This window comes from Rhodococcus sp. P4_E4 (genome assembly GCF_056401575.1).
On record NZ_JBFUJB010000021.1, the window covers coordinates 1 to 19,807 of the forward strand.

Annotated in this window: 8 protein-coding genes; 3 read left to right on the forward strand and 5 right to left on the reverse strand. The window is 63.2% G+C overall.

From position 1 onward, the window contains the following. The 3 genes from AC1DVN_RS22940 to AC1DVN_RS22950 form a co-directional block, all read left to right on the forward strand. On the forward strand, positions 1–12,405 hold a 12,405-nt coding region (locus AC1DVN_RS22940; RefSeq protein WP_477994246.1), incomplete at its 5' end, for an amino acid adenylation domain-containing protein. Between the two features lie 86 nt (positions 12,406–12,491). Beyond that, complete coding sequence (locus AC1DVN_RS22945; RefSeq protein ID WP_021344433.1) at positions 12,492–13,514, forward strand: alpha/beta hydrolase; 1,023 nt, start codon at positions 12,492–12,494, stop codon at positions 13,512–13,514. 102 nt (positions 13,515–13,616) lie between these two features. Continuing rightward, positions 13,617–14,453: a helix-turn-helix domain-containing GNAT family N-acetyltransferase gene (locus AC1DVN_RS22950; protein WP_446695863.1), complete on the forward strand. Its 837-nt coding sequence runs from the start codon at positions 13,617–13,619 to the stop codon at positions 14,451–14,453. 10 nt (positions 14,454–14,463) lie between these two features. Here the strand turns inward: AC1DVN_RS22950 and AC1DVN_RS22955 are convergent, their stop codons facing one another. From AC1DVN_RS22955 to AC1DVN_RS22975, 5 genes are all read right to left on the reverse strand, one after another. Continuing rightward, positions 14,464–15,930 carry an FAD-dependent oxidoreductase gene (locus AC1DVN_RS22955; RefSeq protein ID WP_020907950.1) on the reverse strand — a complete coding sequence of 489 codons (1,467 nt, stop codon included), beginning with the start codon at positions 15,928–15,930 and terminating at the stop codon, positions 14,464–14,466. Between the two features lie 88 nt (positions 15,931–16,018). Next, the gene (locus tag AC1DVN_RS22960) at positions 16,019–16,480 is read right to left on the reverse strand and encodes a carboxymuconolactone decarboxylase family protein (protein WP_205906241.1); all 462 of its coding nucleotides are present in this window, start codon (positions 16,478–16,480) and stop codon (positions 16,019–16,021) included. Continuing rightward, complete coding sequence (locus tag AC1DVN_RS22965) at positions 16,477–17,421, reverse strand: NAD(P)-dependent oxidoreductase (protein WP_446695865.1); 945 nt, start codon at positions 17,419–17,421, stop codon at positions 16,477–16,479. The genes AC1DVN_RS22960 and AC1DVN_RS22965 overlap by 4 nt, the downstream gene beginning before the upstream one ends. Then, the gene (locus AC1DVN_RS22970) at positions 17,418–18,167 is read right to left on the reverse strand and encodes an SDR family oxidoreductase (protein ID WP_446695866.1); all 750 of its coding nucleotides are present in this window, start codon (positions 18,165–18,167) and stop codon (positions 17,418–17,420) included. The genes AC1DVN_RS22965 and AC1DVN_RS22970 overlap by 4 nt, the downstream gene beginning before the upstream one ends. Positions 18,168–18,227: 60 nt before the next feature. After that, complete coding sequence (locus AC1DVN_RS22975; RefSeq protein WP_446695867.1) at positions 18,228–19,694, reverse strand: aldehyde dehydrogenase; 1,467 nt, start codon at positions 19,692–19,694, stop codon at positions 18,228–18,230. Positions 19,695–19,807: the final 113 nt, after the last annotated feature.

Sequence of the window (19,807 nt, forward strand, 5' to 3'; positions counted from 1 at the left end):
GTGGTGGTGTTGCGGTCGGGTGTGGGTGGGGATTTTTTGGTGGGGTTTGTGGTGGGTGAGGTGGGTGTGGTGGTCGATGAGGTGGTGGTGTTGGAGGGGGTGCGGAGGTCTCTTCCGGGGTTCATGGTGCCGTCGGTGGTTGTGGTGTTGGGGGAGTTTCCGGTGACGGTGCATGGGAAGTTGGACCGTAAAGCCCTCCCGGACACTACTTTTACAGCCGCGGACTATCGGACGCCGAGCACACGGGCCGAAGTTATGGTCGCTCGAGCCATCGCCGAGGTGCTCGATCTCGACCAGGTGGGCGCCGACGACAATTTCTTCGAATTGGGTGGAGACTCGCTCAGCGCCACTCGCGTCGCAGCGCGCATCAGATCCGAATCGAGCACGAATGTCGGTGTGAAGGCCTTGTTCGACACTCCCGTGGTCGCTGATCTGGCGGCATCGATCGATCAGCTGCAAGCTGTGCTGCGAGGTTCAGGGCTGGAAGGTTCGGGGCCGGAAGGTTCGAGGATTTCAGAAATCGAGGGTAAGACCCGGCCAGAACATATTCCGCTATCGCTCTCACAGGCGCGCATGTGGTTCGTCAACCAGTTCGACACCTCGTCTCCGCTTTACAACATCCCCGTCGCACTACAACTGGACGGCTTCCTGGATTCGGGTGCGCTCCAAGCCGCACTGGGTGATGTGGTGGAACGGCACGAAACCCTTCGAACGATCTTCCCGACGTCCGCGAACGGGCCCCACCAGGTGATCGCCGAACCAGCGCTCGCTGCTCCTCGAATCCACCCCGTCCCGATTTCCGGTGAGCGGCTTTTTACGGATTTGCACGCGTTCTTCGACGTCGGATTCGATGTGGCCGAAGAGTTCCCGCTGCACGTGAGGTTACTCCGAATCGGGCCGGAGCAGCATGTTCTTGCGATCGTCGTCCACCACATCGCCGCGGACGGTTTCTCGATGGCGCCACTGGCACGTGACCTGATGCGCGCCTATACATCCCGTGCTCAGGAGCAGAATCCGGACTGGGAGCCACTGCCCATCCAGTATGCCGACTACAGTCTGTGGCAGCGGGAGATCCTCGACGCAGAAGTTGGTCCGGGAACGTCGACGTCGGATGAATTCGATTACTGGACAGCGAAGCTGTCGGATATTCCAGAAGTCTTGCCGCTCCCTCTCGATCGACCACGAACGCCGAAACGGTCTACCGAGGGCGCGGTGGTTTCGATGGACTTCTCACCCGAGATCCATCGAGTTTTGACCGACCTCGCACACCAGAATGCTGCGTCCCTGTTCATGGTGATGCATGCGGCGCTCGCGGTGTTGCTGGCACGGCTTTCGGCGTCGGACGACGTAGTGATCGGCACTCCGGTCGCAGGGCGCGGTGCTTCGGTGTTCGACGATGTGGTCGGGATGTTCGTCAATACGCTCGTGCTTCGCACACCCGTCGAATCCGGAGCAACCTTTGCCGAGGTGTTGGCCGCGGTGCGGTCAACGGATCTCGGTGCACTCGACCATGCAGACATTGCCTTCGAGAGGTTGGTGGATGACCTCTCGCCCGACCGTTCCACCGCGCATTCACCCCTCTTTCAAGTACTCCTCGAATTCCAGACCGATACGGGACTGAGCTTCGAATTGCCGGAACTGACGGCTCGCTCGCTCGACATCGATCTCGCGGTTGCAAAATTCGATCTACAACTGAGTGTGATGGAACACGTCGACGAGCACGGTGGGCCGGCCGGTATCAGCGCCGGTTTCCGTTATGCAACAGATATTTTCGATCGAGTATCGGTGACGCGCATCGCGGAGCGCTTCGAGAGAGTGATCGGCGCCGTGATCGAGGATCCGTCGGCAGTCGTCGGCGACATCGACATACTTCTGGCCGGCGAATACAGCGAGATGCTGGTTGCGCCATCGGCCTCGGCCTCGGGCTCGGCCTCGGTCTCGGGCGTCGGAACCCACGAGGATTCGCTGTCGGATCTCTTCGATCGTGCGGTGCTGACGTCCGGTGATGTCGTGGCGGTGCGCTGCGACGGATTGTCCGTCACCTACCGCGAACTCGACGAGCGAGCAAACCGCCTCGCTCGACTGTTGGTGGCTCAGGGTGTGGTGCCGGAAACCCTGGTGGCAGTCGCGATGACCCGCTCGATCGACCTGGTGGTGGCATTGCTGGCGGTGGTGAAGGCGGGTGGCGGATACCTACCGGTGGACCTGACTTCTCCGGTCGACCGGGTGGACTTCGTGCTGCGTGACTGCGCGCCGAAGTGTGTGCTGACCACTGGGGCCGACGGCGCCGACATACGAGACAGTGACGCAATCGCAGACAACGAGATTCCAGTGATTGCCGTGGACGACCCGGCGATTCTCGAAGCGCTGCTTAGGAGTTCTCCGTTTCCGGTGACCGACCAAGACCGGCTGCGACCGCTCCGACCCGATTCGGTGGCCTACGTGATTTACACCTCGGGGTCTACTGGGCGTCCGAAGGGGGTGCAGGTTTCCCACCGCAGTGTCGTGACGTTGCTGGCAAACACCGGAGCGCTCTTCGGCTTCGGCAGCGGCGATGTGTGGACGATGTTCCATTCCGAGGCATTCGACTTCTCGGTCTGGGAAATGTGGGGCGCACTCGCACACGGTGGCCGGCTGGTGCTGGTCGACTACTTCACGGCCCGTTCACCAGAGGCATTCCTCGAATTGCTACGGCACGAACGTGTCACGGTGCTCAATCAAACTCCCACTGCCTTCTATCAATTGGCGGAAGCCGACCGGCGTATCGGGAGCGCGGCCCTGTCATTGCGCTACGTGATCTTCGGTGGAGAAGCCCTCGACTTCGGACAGTTGACGCGCTGGTACGCCCGCCATGGGACGTCGTCACCAGATCTGGTCAACATGTACGGCATCACGGAGACCACGGTGCACGTCAGCCACCTACCGCTCGATCGTGAGCTGGCGCGTGACGGATCGGCCTCGGTGATCGGTCGGGCGTTGCCCGGATTGCGTGTGTATGTGTTGGATCAGCGGTTGCACCCGGTGCCGCCCGGTGTGGTGGGTGAACTGTATGTCTGCGGCGATCAGGTTTCACGCGGATACCTCGGCCGGTCCGGTCTGACCTCCGCGCGGTTCATTCCCGATCTCACCGTCAGTGGGGCGCGTATGTATCGATCCGGTGACCTGGGGCGCTGGAACGACAGCGGGCAGCTGGAGTACCTCGGACGAAACGATCTGCAGGTGCAGGTGAAGGGGTACCGAATCGAACTCGGCGAGGTGGAGGCTGCGCTGCTCTCCGGAGTGGGCGTGTCTCAGGCGGCGGTCGTGGCTCGCAGAGACCGGTTGGTGGGCTACGTGGTGCCGGAGGCCGTTGCCACTGTCTCTCCGGCGGCGTTGCTCGAGTATCTCTCACAGAGGTTGGCGGCACACATGGTCCCCGCTGTCGTGACGGTTCTCGAGGCGTTGCCGCTGACGGTGAACGGCAAACTCGACCGGAAAGCGTTGCCTGAACCTGACTTCGGGCTACAGACAACCGTGAGTCGTGGCCCCGCCTCCGAGACGGAAAGCATCCTTGCGGGCCTGTTCGCCGAGGTTCTGGGACTCGGCGAGGTGGGGGTCGACGATTCGTTCTTCACTCTCGGCGGTGACTCGATCATGTCCATCCAGTTGGTGACGCGAGCCAAGTCTGCCGGAGTTTTGATCTCACCGCGCGAGGTATTCGAACGCAAAACCGTTGCGGCGCTGTCCGAGACGGCCGGTACGTCTGGCGGTCACGCTGTTCTCGACGAGTTGCCCGGTGGCGGCGTCGGGGAGATCGAGTTGACACCGATCGCGGAATGGATGCTCGATCGCGGCGGAGACTTTCGGCGGTACTCACAATCTGTTCTCCTCGCGGTTCCTGCCACGCTCGACGAGGTCACGCTGACACAGGCGATGCAGGCCGTGCTGGACCACCACGACATCCTCCGCGCGGGCATCCGGGCGACGCTGCATCCTGAATCCGCTCGGCGGATGGACGTTGCGCCAGCAGGTACGGTGCGGGCGGAGACCGTCGTACGCCACGCGAGCCTGGAGGGTGCTGCCGCGGAGACGGTCTCGGCTGAACTCGACGCAGCTCTGGGGCGGCTCGACCCGGAGACAGGTGTGATGGTGCAGGCAGTCCTGCTCGACACCGACGGACAGATTCAAAAGGAAGGACAGCGCCAGAAACGGTTGCTACTGGTAGCGCACCATCTGGTGACGGACGGTGTTTCCTGGCGAATCCTGATCCCCGATCTTGCACTTGCTTGTGCGCAGGTGCAATCAGGCGTCGACCCGTCACTGGCTCCGGTCGGGACCTCGATGCGTCGATGGGCACGTGGCCTCGTCGACGCCGCGCGCGAGCCGGATCGGGTTGCTGAACTCGACTATTGGCGAGAGGTGCTCGCGGGTCCAGATCCGACTCTGGGTGTGCGCGCCCTGACGAAGAGGGACACCGCCTCGGCCACCACCGACATCGAAGTACGAGTTCCCACGGCATTGACCGATGCCGTGTCGACGACAGTGCCGCAGGCGATTCACGGGAGCGTCGAGGACGGGTTGTTGACGGCTTTGGCTCTTGCGATGGTCCGCTGGCATAGGGAGCGCGGGATCGAAAATCCGGAGACATTGATCAGCCTCGAGGGACACGGACGCGAGGAACAGGTGGTTCCCGGGGCAGATCTTGCTCGCACAGTGGGATGGTTCACGTCGATCTTCCCGGTGCGGATCGATCTGAGCGGAGTGGATCCGATCGACGCCTTCGCCGGCGGCCCGGCCGCGGGCGTCGCTGCCAAGGCCGTCAAGGAACAACTCCGGGCGGTGCCGGACCGCGGCATCGGCTTCGGGTTGCTGCGCTATCTGAACCGCGAAACGGCACACACCCTTTCGCAACTTCCGGAGCCCCAGATCAGTTTCAACTACCTCGGACGCGTCGGTGGATCCGAGGCCGACGCTTCAGCGGGATGGGTACCGATCCGCGACGAGAACTTGCGGACGGTTACGGCCGTCGATCTCCCACTCGCCGGCGTCCTCGAGGTCAACGTGATGACCGTCGACGACAGCGACACCGACAACAGTGATACCGAGGACGGCCCGCAGCTCGTTGCCAGCTGGACGTTCCCACCGGACATTCTGGGCGCGGATGATGTTCGGCAACTGGCGCAGTGGTGGCTCGACGCATTGGTCGGGCTCGGAGAGTACGCGACGGACAGCGGCGGATTCACACCCTCGGACTTCGATCTGGTCGATCTTCGACAGGACGCGGTCGACGACCTCGAAAGCCGGTGCCCCGACCTGACCGACGTATGGTCGCTCTCTCCATTGCAAGCGGGGTTGTTGTTCCATGCCGAACTGGCCGAACGATCGGTCGACGCATACCTCGTACAAGTGGCTCTCGATCTAGCCGGCGCAGTCGATTCGGAGCGCCTGCGTCGCGCCGCCGACGCGCTGCTCCACAGGCATGAGAACCTGCGTACCGCCTTCCTTCACGGCGCGGACGGCCGTGCCGTCCAGGTGGTCCGAAGCGCCGTGGCAGCGCCGTGGCAGGAAATCGACCTCACTGGTGCAACAGATCAGGATCTTGATCGAGCACTGGCGGAGGACCGAGCGCGCCCGTTCGACATGGCGCAGGCGCCGTTGATCAGATTCACCCTGATTGCTCTCGCCCCCGAAAAGTTCACGCTGGTGCTCACCAACCATCACATCCTTCTGGACGGCTGGTCCATGCCACTGCTGATCCGGGAGTTGGCGACGCTCTATGCCGCTGACGGTGAAGTGGCGGCCTTGCCTCACGCGCGCGCGTATCGCGACTATCTGACCTGGATGAGCCGCCGCGATCAGCAAGCTTCTCGAGCTGTATGGGCGAGGACGCTGAGCGGAGTCGAAGGACCGACGCTGTTGGCTCCGGCGGTTCGATCTCGTCGACTCTCCACCATGGCGGCCGAGTGGGTGTTCGATCTGGACGAGGAGTTCACAACCTCACTTCGCGGGATGGCGCGTGAACTCGGACTGACGATCAACACAATTGTTCAGGCATCGTGGGGGATCGTCCTCGCTGCACTGACCGGGAGAGACGATGTGGTGTTCGGGGCGACGGTGTCGGGTCGACCTCCCGAGCTGACCGGGATCGAAACCATGATCGGGCTGTTCATCAACACAATTCCGGTCCGTATCACTCTGCGCTCGAGAGAAAGTATCGGCACACTCCTCGCGCGGATCCAGGCCGAGCAAGCAGAGCTGTCGGATCACCACTATCTCGGGCTTTCCGAGATCCAAGTAGCCACGGGGCCGGAGACCGGATTCGATACGTTGACTGTCTTCGAATCGTATCCCGTTGACCGTCAGGGGCTTTCGTCCGATACCGATATTGCGGGGATCCGGATCGCCGATGTCGAAGCCAAGGACGCTGCCCACTACCCGCTCAGCCTGGTGGCATCGGTCGACACCAGACTCCGCCTGAAATTCGAGTACCTACCCGAGGTTTTCGGTGCCGCCGACATCGAAGAGATCGCCGGACGACTGCATCGTGTACTCGAAGCGTGTGCCCAGCCGGATCGCCCCTTGGCTGTGGTGTCGGTGCTCGCCCCGTCCGAACGTGCCGAATTGGTGCCGGCCCGTGGCACGGCTGGTGGGTCGTCTCGCATCTTCCCCGAGATCTTCGACGCGGCAGCCCAGCGTGATCCGAACGCGCTCGCCGTGGAATCGGCGGACGGCAGCCTGACCTACGGCGAGCTGGACATCGTCTCCAATCGCATTGCTCGCGTGCTGGTCTCGCGAGGACTGGGAACCGAGGACTACGTAGCAGTCGGTGTCCCACGTTCTCTCACGTCCGTGGTGTCGATACTTGCCGTCGCCAAGACGGGCGCTGCTTTCGTGCCGATCGATCCCGCCTATCCCGACGAGCGGATCAATCACATGCTGATCGATTCGAAGGTCAGCTTCGGATTGACCACCACCGCGGGCCGAGATCGATTGCCCGATATCGCGGAGTGGCTGATTCTCGACGATCCGCATTTCACGAAGAAGTGCGAGGACTTCTCGGGGAGCCCGTTGACCGACAACGACCGACTCCGTCCGATCGGGTTGGATTCAGCTGCCTACGTGGTGTACACCTCGGGGTCGACCGGCGTGCCCAAGGGAGTCGTGGTCACACAGCGAGGGCTCGACAACTTCGCCCGAGACCAGGTCGAACGCTACGGCGCAACTCCACAATCACGCACGCTGCACTTCTCCACTCCGAGTTTCGACGGGTCGCTCTTCGAATATCTGCAGGCTTTCGGCGCCGGGGCGACGATGGTTATCGCTCCACCCGGGATCTACGGGGGCGAGGACCTGGCGCAGCTTCTGGCCGAGCACGCCGTCACGCACGCGTTCATCACCACGGCGGCATTGGCAACGGTGGACCCGGGTGGGCTGGAACAACTTTCGGAAGTCGTATTCGGGGGCGAGGCGTGCCCACCCGATCTCGTCGCTCGCTGGGCACCTGGCCGCCGCCTGTACAACGCGTACGGACCGACCGAAGCAACGATCATGTCCAACGTCAGTCCGCCCATGACCGCCGGGGAACGCATCACGATCGGTGGACCTGTCAGTGGCGTCAGTGAACTGGTGCTCGACGCTCGACTTCAAGCGGTTCCCGTCGGGGTCCCCGGCGAGCTGTATCTGGCCGGACCAGGCGTGGCGCGGGGATATCACCGAAGGCCGGGGTTGACGGCAGAGCGCTTTGTTGCCAATCCGGCCGACCCAGGAACGCGGATGTACCGCACCGGCGACATCGTGCGATGGACGGCGGACATGTGTGTCGAGTACGTCGGGCGAAGCGACTTCCAGGTCAAGGTTCGAGGCTTCCGTGTCGAACTCGGTGAGATCGACAGTGTGCTGATGGCGGAGCCCAACGTCGGATTTGCCGTTACGGTTGCCGATTCCGCCCCCACCGGAGACACCCGACTGGTGTCGTACGTCATGCCCACCGCGGGTCGACTGGACACCAGGCTCCTGATTCGCGCCGTGGCCCGGCGCTTGCCTTCGCACATGGTGCCTGCCGTTCTCACGGTGCTGGAGAACATACCATTGACCGCTGTCGGAAAAGTTGACCGTTCGGCATTGCCCAGCCCCGAAATCGAGACGACCACAGGGGATTTCCGTCCCCCTGTCGGCCCGGTCCAACAGGCAGTGTCGGACGTGTTCGCCGAGGTGCTCGGCCTCGAACGAGTCGGTACCGACATCAGTTTCTTCGAGCTCGGTGGAAATTCTCTGAGCGCCACTTCGGTCGCGGCGAGGCTACGGGCGGTGCTCGGAGCTACCGTCGGCGTGCGGGACCTGTTCGATACGCCGACGGTGGCCGAGTTGGCTACGGTGATCGACCAGTCGGTCGCCGAACGGTCGGAGCGACTGGAACCGCGCCCCCGACCCGACAACATCCCCTTGTCGTTTGCTCAGCAGCGGATGTGGTTCGTCAATCAACTCGACACCAGTTCTCCTGCATACAACATTCCGCTCGTGGTGCGGTTGAGCGGTGAACTCGACAAACCGGCCTTGAGATCAGCGATGTCCGATGTCATCGCCCGCCACGAATCGCTGCGAACGATGTTCCCGGTCCACGGGGACGGACCGGTCCAGCACATCGTGCCCACCGAAAGCGCCGCGCTGCCACAACTGGCCGAGACATCGGTGACCGACGAACATCATCTCCGTGACGAGCTTGCCCGAATGGTCTCGGCCGGTTTCGACGTCGCCGCACGAATTCCCCTGCGGGCAGCGTTGTTCACCATCGATGAGCGCGAACACGTACTTGCCGTAGTGGTGCACCACATCTCGGCTGACGGCTTCTCGATGTCTCCACTGACCCGAGACGTGATGATTGCATACGAGGCCCACGCGTACGGCAGGGAACCCCAGTGGACGCCGCTTCCAGTCCAGTACGCCGACTTTGCGCTCTGGCAACGGGAGATTCTGGGCTCCGGCGACGACCCTGGGTCGGTGATCACCGAGCAGTTGGCTTACTGGCGACGCGCACTGTCAGGCGCTCCCGACCTCTTGGAACTTCCCCTCGATCGAGACCGGCCGACACAACAGAGTTTTCACGGCTCGCGGATTCACTTCTCGATCAGCAGTGATCTTCACCGCCGTATCCGAGACGTGTCGAGGCAGCAAGAGTCCACTGCATTCATGACTGTGCATGCAGCGCTCGCGCTCTTGCTGGCACGTTTGGGCAGCACCGACGACATCGTGATCGGAACGCCGATCGCCGGCCGGGGAGATCGTGCCCTCGATGATCTGGTCGGCATGTTCGTCGGCACGCTCGCACTGCGCACACAGGTCGACCCGGCTCAATCGTTCCGGGAGTTGGTTGCGCATTGCCGCGAAGTCGACCTCGCCGCGTTCGCGCATTCCGACGTTCCCTTCGAGCGGGTAGTGGACGCGGTCGGGCCGAAACGGTCGAGCGCCTATGCACCGATTTCCTCGGTGTCGCTGGAATTCCAGAACAACGATCGGCCGATTCTGAAGCTGGCGGGACTGGAAGTCCGCGGGATCGACCCAGAACTCGAGGTAGTGAAGGTAGACCTGGAATTCCTCCTCGCCGAAGAGTACGACGATCGCGGTGCACCGGGAGGAATGAGCGGAGCCGTCGACTTTGCCACCGATCTCTTCGACCCCGGTACGGTCAGCGGGTTTGCCGACATGTTCGTTCGTGTACTCGAGGCCGTGACCCGGAATCCGCAGGTACCGATCGGTGACATCGATCTACTCGGCGATCTTGAACGTCGCGAGTTGACGCCGGCGCATGGGCTCCCCGAAGTACCTCCGAAATTGTGGCCTGAGTTGTTGGCGGACGCCGTGGCGATCGATCCGGACTCGGTGGCCCTGTCGCTCGAGAACCGGCAGCTCAGTTATCGCGACCTGGACGAGTGGTCGAATCGTGTTGCCCGGGAGTTGTGCGGTCGCGGTGTGGGCCCGGAGACCTTCGTGGCACTGGGAATGCCTCGCTCGATCGAATCGGTGGTGGCGATCTGGTCGGTGACCAAAGCCGGAGCGGCTTTTGTGCCTGTCGATCCGGCCTATCCGCGCGAGCGCGTCGAATACATGCTCGCCGATTGCCGAGCCTCGCTCGGTTTGACCGTTCAGTCCAGCCGAACTCACCTACCCGACGTTGTTCCCTGGCTGGAACTCGACGACCCACAATTCGCCCGGCGGGTAGCCGCGCTGTCGCCGGAACCGATCACCGATGACGATCGAACCGGTGAACTGAACCTCGATCATCCGGCCTACCTGATCTACACCTCGGGATCTACCGGGAAACCCAAGGGAGTGAACATTACTCATCGAGGTTTGGCGAGCTTCACGGCCGAAACTCGTGAGAGGTTCGAGGTCACTCACGACTCTCATGTCTCACAGTTGGCATCGCCGAGTTTCGACGCTTCCATCTTCGAGTTGACGATGGCATTCAGCGCCTCGGCGCAAGTCGTGATCGTTCCGCCTGCTGTGTACGGTGGCGCCGAATTGGCCGATGTTTTCCGGCGCGAGCAGGTCACTCATGCCACCATTACACCGACCGCGCTGGCGGCGTTGGGGGACAACGGTTTCGAGGCGCTCCGTGTTCTCGATCTGGTGGGCGAGGCCTGCCCGCCGGAGGTCGTCGCGCAATGGGCGTCGGGTCGGAGGCTGCACAACGGCTACGGCCCGACTGAAACCACCGTGCAGGCGAGTGTCAGCGATTCGATGAAACCCGGTGCGGGAGTGAACATCGGCTCGCCGGCAGTGGGCTTCGGCTTCCTGGTGCTGGACGAGCGTTTGCAGCCCGTACCGGTGGGCGTGCCGGGGGAGTTGTACATCATCGGCCCAGGTATGGCACGTGGGTACCATAATCGGGTGTCGCTCACGTCGGAACGATTTGTCGCTTGCTTGTACGGATCGCCGGGGCGCCGGATGTACCGCACCGGAGATGTCGTGCGTTGGCGTGAATCCGGCGGTGACAGTGCCAAAATCGTTGGGTCCGGCGATGGAGTGCATCACACACTCGAATACATCGGGCGCAGCGACTTCCAGGTCAAGGTCCGTGGTTTTCGGATCGAACTCGGGGAAATCGATGCAGTTCTCTCACGCCATCCGTCGGTGGACTTCGCCGCGACTGTCGGCTACACGGGACCGTCGGGTGAAACGGTCCTGGTGTCGTACGTGCGTGCGTCGGCTGCCGACGCCTCCGACAGCGACGAGATACGGGCGTACGCAGCCGACCGACTTCCCTCGCACATGGTTCCGTCGGCAGTGGTACTTCTCGAGCGGATTCCGATGACACCGGTGGGCAAGCTCGACCGAAAGGCTCTACCGGAACCCGAATTCAGTTCGGTTGCAGCCGAGTTCCGCGAGCCGGTCACCGACACCGAGCGCGCCGTGGTCGACTCGTTTGTCGAGGTTCTGGGTGTCAGCCGGGTGAGCACTACCGACAGCTTCTTCGACCTGGGCGGGTCCTCCCTGGTAGCCACCCGAATCGTCAGCGCACTGCACTCCCGTTTCCAACGCAGAATTCCGCTTCAGTGGATGTTCCTCGACCCGACACCCGCTGGAATCGCTCGACGCCTCGACATGCCGACAGTGGACGCCGGCATGGAAGAGCTTCTCGCCGTGGTTGTTCCGCTGCGGACAGAAGGAAGTGGGCGACCGCTGTTCTGTGTGCACCCTGGTATCGGCCTGTCCTGGGGGTACGCCGGCTTGGTGCGGTATCTGCCCGAGGACCGACCGGTGTACGGACTTCAGCTACCCGCACTCAGCGACGACGGTGACTATCAGTCGATCGAACAGTTGGCGCATCGCTACGTCGAAGAGATGGAAGCCGTTTCGCCGGACGGGCCGTACGACTTGCTCGGTTGGTCCCTCGGCGGAGTCATCGCGCACGCCATGGCCGTCGAACTGCAATCGTCCGGCCGCGAAGTTGCCACACTGACGATGATGGACAGCTACCCCGACAACGGCGATGCCTCTGCGTCAGCCGCACTCGACGTCCGAGACCTACTGCGAGGACTCGGCCTCGAGATCGAGACCGACCGAGATCTGACCTTCGACGAGGCGGCGGCCGTGCTGGCCCGGAGGCTCGGGCCCGAGACGGGAGTCGACGGTCGGGACCTCGAGCGGATTGCCAGAGGGTACGAGACTTCGCAGAGAATCACGCACCAGTTCGTTCCCCAGATCTACGAGGGAGACCTGCTGATCTTCCCGGCTGACGGAAAAGACGACAGGATTCCGCGGGAAAGGTCGCCACAGGAATGGCGTCCGCTCGTGACGGGCCGGATCGTGGAGGTACCAGTGCGATGCGGACACAACGAGATGATCGAGGCACCGGCCATGGCGGTCATCGGACCGGAGATGGCTCGGGTGCTCTCGATGTTTTCCGGATACTCCGAACGGGCATGACAACTTGAAGCCACCGAGCCGCACGCCCGTGAAGCGAGCGCCACCGAGCTGTTGCCGGGCACCGCAATCGAGCACGAGGAGCGGCAATGAGAAGGAACGGACGTACTCGGGCGATACTGGTCGTCGCCCTCGTCGCATGGACGGGATTGTTCGGTGAAGCGGCGCTTGCCTCGGCTGATCAGGCGCGAACATCCCCTCCAGGTGGTTCAGCTCTCGATCACGTCGAGGAGATCAACGCCCGTCAGCTGACGATGTACGTCTACTCCGCTGCAATGGACAAGGTGATTCCGCTCGAGGTGATTCGGCCGGCAGACACGAGTGCGCCCCGGCCGACTCTCTACCTGCTCAACGGCGCGGGCGGAGGCGAGGACACGGCGACGTGGCAGACACGCACAGACGTCGTCGACTTCTTCGGCGACAAGAACGTCAACGTCGTCAACCCGATCGGCGGTGCCTACAGCTACTACACCGACTGGGAGAAGCCCGATCCTGTTCTCGGGCTGAACAAGTGGACCACGTTCCTCACCGAGGAGTTGCCACCGATCGTCGATGCCACGCTCGGGACGACGGGTGTGAATGCCGTCGCCGGATTGTCGATGGCAGGAACCTCCGTTCTGAGCCTGGCCGAGGCGGCGCCATCCGTTTACCGTGCCGTCGGTGCTTTCAGCGGGTGCGCCGAGACGAGTACTCAACCCGGTCAGGACTACGTGAGATTCGTGGTCGGATTCCGCGGCGGCAACGTGGACAACATGTGGGGTCCTCCCGGCGGTCCGGGCTGGGTAGCCAACGATCCTGTGGTCAACGCCGAGAGATTGCGGGGCGTCGACCTCTACATCAGCAATGGATCGGGCCTGCCCGGCCCACACGAGAATCTGGGGGGACCGATGGTCAACGGCGACCTCGGCGTTCTGGCGAACCAGGTGATCGTGGGTGGAGTCATCGAGGCCGGGACAAACCAGTGCACCCAGCGTTTGGCCGAGCGGCTCGACTCCCTGGGCATCCCGGCCACCTATGATTTCCGGGCAACTGGCACTCACTCCTGGGGTTATTGGCAGGACGATCTTCACAACTCGTGGTCGATGATTGCCGAGTCGATCGGTGCGCGTTAGCCGGTAAACCCGAGGATCGGCGGCTGAGTTGTTTCTCACTTCGGGGCCCGCTCGCCCCACCTAGCCGACCGAACTGCAGGTCAGCGGCGTTATAGTCGCCACATGAGTTCAGAAACACTCGCGCCCCTCGACACCGATGTACTTGCGCGCAGGTTTGCGTGCCTGGGTGATCCGACGCGGCTGCGAGTGCTCCGACTCGCTGCCGGCGGTCCGATCGACGTCGACACGATTGCACACGCCGCATCACTCGAGCCGTCGGCGCTGAGTGCTCACCTCGAGGCCTTGATCGAGGTCGGTTTTGTCGAGGCTTCGGTGCGTGAAGGCACTTCGGTTGTCAGTGTTGCCGGAACGGCATACTCCGATCTGATGGCAGCGGCCGCCGTCGTGGCTGCGCGTGGCCCGGTCGAAGACACACTGGGAGTTCTTCCCGACGATGTGGTGGTGCGCCGCATGGAATCCGGCGACTGGGATGCCGTGCGCTCGATCTACCGCGAAGGAATCGACACCGGAACCGCGACGTTCACCACGTCGGTGCCGTCAGCCGAGAAGCTCGAAGCGCAATGGTTGCCCGATCATCGATGGGTCGCCGAGATCGACGGCCGAGTCGAAGGCTGGGCGAGCCTGAGCCCGGTGTCCTCGCGTGATTGCTACCGCGGGGTCGCCGAGAACTCCATCTACATCGGTAGCGGCGCTCGCGGGCGCGGCGTGGGCAAGCTGCTGCTCCGCCGACAGGTGCAAGCCGCCGACGCCAGTGAGATCTGGACGGTGCAGTCGTCGATCTTCCCGGAGAACCGGGCGAGTGTCGCCTTGCATCAGGCCGTCGGATTCCGAATCGTCGGCACTCGCTCGCGTATCGCTCAACTCGGTGGCAGGTGGCGTGACACGTTGTTCCTCGAACGTCGCAGCGAGGACGCTGACATTGAGGACGCTGACATTTGAGAAGAGGCGCTCAGCCCTTGGCAGCGCTGATTCCCGCGCGTCGCCCGTAGAAGCTGCCGTCACCGAGGGACGTTCCGGAGGCGTATCCACCGGCGCAGACGCCGGCGGTGCAGCGTCCAGCGGCAAACAAACCCGGGATCGGTTCGCCGGAGACGTGGATGACCTCCGAGTTGATCGACGTGCGCAGACCGCCGAGCGTGAATCCGGCGGTGAAATTGCGAAGGTCGAGCGCAGCGACGGGTGAGCCGATCGGCTTGACCCACTCCTTCTTCTTACCGAGTACCGGGTCTTCACCACGGGCGGCGTGCCGGTTGTAGACCTCGACGGTCGACTGAAGGGTGCCTTCCGGCAGGCCCATGTCGGATTCGAGTTCCTCGACGGTCTCGGCCACCCACTTGGGCTGGAATCTGAAGAACGGTGTGGAACTGTCGGCGGCGCAGCCCTCTTCGTAGGAAGCTTCGTCGATGATCAGGTAGGCCTGATTCTCGTTGCGCAGCAGCGTCTCCTGGCCGATTCTTCCCGGGTACGTGTCTTCGTTGACGTAGCGCTGGCCGCGTCCGTTGACCAGGATGCCGCGGATCATCAACTGGGGGTCGCCGAAGAATGCGACCTCGGTTGCGTCCATGTGTGCGAGGTCGGCCCCGAGTGCCTGCGCCATCTGGATGGCCTTGCCGTCGTGCTCTTCGATAGCCGCACCGGGGCGCCCGATCAGCCGTGGGGCGTACGACTGGATCATCGCTTCGTTGTAGGCGAAGCTTCCCGTCGCCAGTACGACACCAGTGCGTGCTCGAACTGCCACTTCCTTGCCGTACTGCTTGGCGATGATGCCGACTACTCGATCGCCGTCGACGACCAGGCGCTGGACTCGCATGTCGTATTCGGCTCGTACACCGAGGCTTTCGGCCGTCTCGATCAGTGGCTTCATCAACATGAAACCACCGCCCTTCTCCCCGGTGCGCTTGCCGCTCATCTGCGGCACGTGCCCGCGAGGGGCCGGTGTCGCGATCGTGTTGAACGGTGCCGAGTTCTCGCCGCCGGAATACATGAGTCCGTCGTCGAAGGGTGTTTCCCAGCCGGGTTGGCCGTAGAAACTTTCCTTGAACGGCACACCGTTGTCGACGAGCCAGTTGTAGTGCTCGACGCTGCCTTCGCAGTAGTCGGTGATCTTCTCCTCGTCGGCGCCGGGCCCGAGTGCGGCCATCATGAAAGATTTCATGTTGGCGGGGGAGTCCTCGAACCCGAGTGCCTGCTGCAACGGGGTCCCGCCGCCCAGATAGATGAATCCACCTGCCAGCGCCGCAGCGCCGCCCCAGCCGCTCGTGCGCTCGAGCACCAATACGTCGGCGCCCGCTCGCGCGGCCTCGATCGAAGCACTCACTCCGGCAATGCCGTAGCCGGCGACGACGACGTCAGCCTCGAAGTCCCACTGCTCGATGCTTGCGGCGGACTGCGGACGGATTGAGCTGGCCTCGGCCATGGATTCGGATCCTTCGTTCTTCTGGTTGGTTGGTGGGGGGAATCGGTGGGTGTGATTGATGCCCTGATGGCAGTATCTCGATCGAAAGTCAGTCGGTGTCCGTTTTCGCGGAATCGGCTGCGGCCTTCTCCTTGGCGCGCGCGGCTTTACGTCTGTCGGCCTTCACGGCGATCAGCGCATTGTTGAGTCCGGTGGCCAGCGGCCAGCCGACGTAGTGGCACAGGAAGATCGCGGCCTCTTCGAACTGCTGCTCGGTCAACTCCTCGTTGTGGAGAGCAGCGTTGATCTGGATCTTTGCCACATCGTTCTGCCCCTGGGCGGTGATGGCACCGATCAGGAGTAGTCGTCGGTCACGCACCGACAGTCCCGGTCGCGTCCAGATGTCGGCAAAGAGGTGGTCGGCGGTGACCGCGAAGAAGTCGCCGGGAACGTCGGCGGGAAGCTCCCAGCCGTACACCTCGTTCATCTTCGCGACGCCACGAGCGCGGGCCTCGGAGATGCGGCTTTCGTCGGTTCCACCGGCATCGGTCATGTGAGGGGTGTCGGTCATGCGTGCTCCCGAGTAGTAGATGCCGAAGATGCCGTTGAAGGTTCGGCCGGCCTGTCTTCGCTGTCATTCCCGACGCCCAGACCGGCACCGAGTCCGGCGAGCGCAAGGTGCGCGAGCGGCAGATCGAGATTCAGCCGATCACCGAGGTCGATGGCCAAGGCCAAGTCCTTCTCCCCGAGATTGCGAACATGCCGCAGTATCGAGAACCACGGGTCGTCCTCCGAGACCGGTGCGGTGGTGTCGCGGAGCATGATCGCGCCCGCGCCACCAGTGATCGCATCGGTGTGCCTGACGACCTTTCCGAGCGTGCGGAGATCGAGTCCTGCTGCTTCGGCGAGTCGCGCGGCCTCGGTCGTGGCGGTGAACGAGACGAAGTGAAGAAGGTTGCGTGCGAGCTTCATTCGCGTTCCCGCGCCGACGTCACCGGCGTGAACCACCAGCTCGGCCCAGGATCCGAAGGGCTCGCGGACGGCTTCGAACGCCTCGTCGGAGCCGCCGATCATCACTGCCAGCCTGCCCTGCGCTGCGCCGCCGGCACCGCCACTGATCGGCGCGTCGACCAGCAGAACACCACGCTGTTGACAGATGTCACCGAGTTCCACCGCCGTGGTGTCCGAGATAGTGGAGTGAATCGCGACGACAGTGCCTGGCTGTGCGGTCGACAGGATCCCGTGCGGCCCGCACACAACCTCGCGTACCTGCGCGTCGTCGAGCACCGTGACGGAGATGATGCTCGCCTGCGCTGCAACGTCGGCGGGCGTCGATGCCGCGCTCGCGCCCGCAGTGGTGAACGGTTCGAGCGCTTCTGCGCGGGCATCACACACCACCAGTCCGCCCGGCCAGTCCAGGAGGCGCTGCGCCATCGGCGCGCCCATGTTGCCTAGGCCGATGTATCCCAGTCTGGTTTTCGAAGCGCTGGCTTTCGGCGCCGATTCCGTCATGACCGGTACACCTGGCCTCCGTCGACGTTGAAGATCTGCCCGGTCACCCAGCCTGCGTCGTCGGAGAGAAGGAACAGGCACATGCCGACGAGATCCTCCGGCGTTCCCATGCGCTGCAACGGGATTCGCCTTACCATGTCCTTGACGATGTTGCCGGGGGTGACGGTTCGAGTCGCCTCCGTGTCGATGGGACCGGGAGCGATGGCGTTGATCCGGATGTTCGACCAGCCGAGTTCGGTCGCGAGTTGTTGTGTCAGGCTGTTGACGCCGGCTTTCGCGAGTCCGTAGTAATTCGAGTACAGCCAGGCTGCTGTGGAGGACTGGTTGACGATCGAACCGCCCTTCGCGCGCATATGAGGTACGACCGCCCGGCACACGTGCAATGCGCCGTCCATGTTGACGCTCATGAACTTTCGGTAGTAGTCCCAGTCCACCGTCAACAGGGAATCGATCTTCATTCCGCCGTAGATGGCAGCGTTGTTCACCAGATGCTCGATGCTACCGAACTGCTCGATCGTGAAGTCGGCAAGTGCCGCAGTCGACTCCCCGTCGGCGACGTCGACGTCCTTGAACACGGCACTTCCACCGTCCGCCGTGATCTGCTTGGCGACAGCTTCACCGAGTTCGCGATTGAGGTCCGCCACGACCACGTTGGCCCCCTCCGCAGCCAGAGCGCGGGCATATGCCTCTCCGATACCCTGCGCTGCTCCGGTGACTATCGCGGTGCGACCGTCGAAACGTCCCATGTCGACCTACTTTCGTGGTGATGATTCTGTGGTGAGGGTGTGGGGTGAGGGTGTGGAATGTCAGGAAGGTGAAGCGACGAGCTTGGTTTCGAGGTATTCCTCGAAACCGGCGAGGCCCATTTCGCGGCCGATCCCGGATTGTTTGTAGCCGCCGAACGGTGCGTCGGCCGAATACCAGACGCCGCCGTTGACGCTCAGCGTTCCGGTTCTGACACCGGCAACGACGTGCGCGACGCGATCGGGGTCGGTGCCCCACACCGACCCGGACAGGCCGTAGGGGGAATCGTTGGCAATTCGGATAGCGTCGTCGTCGTTGTCGTACGGAATGATCACGAGAACGGGCCCGAAAATCTCCTCCTGCGCTACGCGAGACGAGTTGTCCAGCCCGGCAATGAGAGTGGGTTCGACGAAGAAGCCGCTCTGGTGATCGTCGGGTCGGCCTCCACCCGTCACGATCGTGCCGCCCTCTTCGACCGCGAGGGCGAGGTAGCTCTCCACCCTGGCGCGCTGGCGCGCGGAGATGACCGGACCACACACCGTTCCGCGCGCGCTGGGGTCACCGGCTCGGATACCCGCCATCGCGGCGCAGGCCGCGGCCAGAGCATCTTCGTACCGAGCGCGCGGCACGAGAAGTCTGGTACTGAGTGCGCATCCCTGACCGGCATGAACGCACACGGAGAACGCGGCAACCGAGCATGCACCCTTGATGTCCGCGTCGTCGAGGACGATGAATGCGGACTTGCCCCCGAGTTCGAGGAAGACCTTCTTGAGGGTTTGCGCGGCCGCGGCCATCACCGTGCGTCCGGTGGCGGTGGAACCGGTGAAGGACACGAGATCGACGCGCGGATCGCTGCACAGCTGCGCGCCGAGAGAGTGATCTGTCGACGTCACCACGTTGACGACGCCCGCCGGGATCTCGGTTTCTTCTGCAATCACCTTGGCGACCAGCGCGGCGCACCAGGGCGTGTCCGGCGCGGGTTTGAGAACGATGGTGTTGCCGGCCGCGAGGGCGGGGCCGAGTTTGGCGAAATTGATCTGGTGCGGGAAGTTCCACGGTGTGATTGCGCCGACGACGCCGACCGCTTCCTTGAGCAGTCGGCGATGGGTCGGAATCCCCATGGGTGACGCGTGCCCGAGATCTTGTTCCCACGAATAGGTTTCGATCAGGTCAGCCCAGTAGCGAAGATCTTCGATCGGGCCTTCGAGTTGCGGACCGCTCGTCAGCATGACGGGTGCGCCGACCTCGGCGACGGTGATCTCACGCAACTCCTCGATGTGGGACTGGAGTGCGTCGCACAGTTGGCGCAGGCAGCGAGCGCGAAACCCGTGATCGCGTGCCCATTCGGTCTCGTCGAACGCACGGCGCGCCGCGGCAATGGCCGCATCCATGTCCGCGGTGGTGCCTTCGGCCGCACGGCCGATCAGTTCCTCGGTGGCCGGGTTGAAAACTTCGAAGGTTCCACCGGATCCGGGAACCAGCTTTCCGTCGACGAGAAGTGCAGAACTGTCTGCGGGTCGAAGCGTCATAACGCGAACCCTCTCTTTCTGGACATGTGTCTGGACTCTAGTTCACACTCGTGGTTGAGGCAATGGTTTCTGGGGCATAAGAGATTTCGAGAGCGTCTCGGGATCTGCTTCGG

Coding starts and splice junctions, on each gene's coding strand:
- AC1DVN_RS22945 (WP_021344433.1), top strand. CDS start 12,492: ATGAGAAGGAACGGACGTACTCGGGCGATACTGGTCGTCGCCCTCGTC.
- AC1DVN_RS22950 (WP_446695863.1), top strand. CDS start 13,617: ATGAGTTCAGAAACACTCGCGCCCCTCGACACCGATGTACTTGCGCGC.
- AC1DVN_RS22955 (WP_020907950.1), bottom strand. CDS start 15,930: ATGGCCGAGGCCAGCTCAATCCGTCCGCAGTCCGCCGCAAGCATCGAG.
- AC1DVN_RS22960 (WP_205906241.1), bottom strand. CDS start 16,480: ATGACCGACACCCCTCACATGACCGATGCCGGTGGAACCGACGAAAGC.
- AC1DVN_RS22965 (WP_446695865.1), bottom strand. CDS start 17,421: ATGACGGAATCGGCGCCGAAAGCCAGCGCTTCGAAAACCAGACTGGGA.
- AC1DVN_RS22970 (WP_446695866.1), bottom strand. CDS start 18,167: ATGGGACGTTTCGACGGTCGCACCGCGATAGTCACCGGAGCAGCGCAG.
- AC1DVN_RS22975 (WP_446695867.1), bottom strand. CDS start 19,694: ATGACGCTTCGACCCGCAGACAGTTCTGCACTTCTCGTCGACGGAAAG.